The organism is Corallococcus sp. 4LFB (assembly GCF_046520365.1).
Taxonomy (GTDB): domain Bacteria; phylum Myxococcota; class Myxococcia; order Myxococcales; family Myxococcaceae; genus Corallococcus; species Corallococcus caeni.
The window spans coordinates 1-1,129 of the sequence record NZ_JBKGHJ010001050.1 but is presented as its reverse complement, the minus strand read 5'-3'; the positions used below and the strand labels follow the sequence as shown (position 1 = coordinate 1,129).

Genomic DNA, 1,129 nt, shown 5'->3' with positions numbered 1-1,129 from the left:
CGAGGCGGCTTGGCCCCGGCGCGGCGGCCTTCGGGCCTCCGGGCGCCCTGCAGCGCGGTCGTCACCGGCCGCGACTGCACCAGGTAGAAGCGGCCGTCCTGCTCCGCCCACTCGAGTGCTGGGGCCCCATAGTGCCGCTCCACGCGCAGCCCCAGGCGCGCCAGCTCCAGCACCTGCACGTCCGTGAGCACCCGCGCGCGGGCCTGCTCCGGCGTGAGGTCCTCGCGCCGCTCGCGGCCCACGCCTTCGCGCACCAGGCGGAAGGCCTTCTCGCCCACGCGGGCCTCCAGGATGCGGGGCCCCGCGCGGTCCACGACGTAGGTGTCCGGCTCCACCTGTCCGCCCACGACGACCTCCCCCAGGCCGAAGGCCCCCTCGATGACCAGGTGCCCGCGGTCGCCGCTGGCCGGGTCCACGGTGAACATGACGCCCGAGCGCGTCGAGTCCACCATGGCCTGCACCACCACGGCGATCTCCGGCACCTCCGTGAGCCCCTGGGCCTTGCGGTAGGCCACCACGCGCGGGGTGAAGGCCGAGGCCCAGCACGCCCGCACGCGCTCGATGAGCGCGTCGTCGCCCACCACGTTGGTGAACGACTCGTGCATGCCCGCGAAGGAGGTGGTGGCGGTGTCCTCCGCGGTGGCGGACGAGCGCACCGCGACGGCGGAGCCCTCCCTCAGCTGGTGGTAGGCGGCGAGGATGCCGGCGTGCAGCCCGTCCGGCAGGGGCGCCTGGAGCACCAGGTCGCGCAGCGCCTGCGTGAGCCCGGCGAGCGACCCCGCGTCGTCCGGATCCACGCGCTGCCACAGCTCGCGCAGCCGGGCGCGCACGGGCTCCAGGGCGTGCTGGAAGGCGGCGGCGGTGATGACGAAGCCCGGCGGCACGGGCAGCCCGGCGCGCGTCAGCTCTCCCAGGTTGGCGCCTTGCCTCCGGCCTGGGCCACGTCCTCGCGGGACAGGGCGTCGAACCAGAGGATGGACGGGCGCCGGGGCCTGCCGGGGTTCCGGTGCCTGGGCGGTGGGCTCGTGGGGGAAGGGACGGGTCCGATGGTCTTGCTCGCGCGGCGGGCGTCCGGCTCGGTGCGCTCCGCGCTCCGCCACTCGGGGCGCGCTCCGGGCGCACGCCGTCG

The 1,129-nt window shown here is 76.4% G+C and carries 2 protein-coding genes; both read right to left on the bottom strand.

The genetic code is table 11. From position 1 onward, the window contains the following. On the bottom strand, positions 1-884 hold an 884-nt coding region (locus ACLEQD_RS43950), incomplete at its 3' end, for a PEP/pyruvate-binding domain-containing protein (protein WP_410391876.1). A gap of 17 nt (positions 885-901) precedes the next feature. Further along, on the bottom strand, positions 902-1,129 hold a 228-nt coding region (locus ACLEQD_RS43945; RefSeq protein ID WP_410391875.1), incomplete at its 5' end, for a hypothetical protein.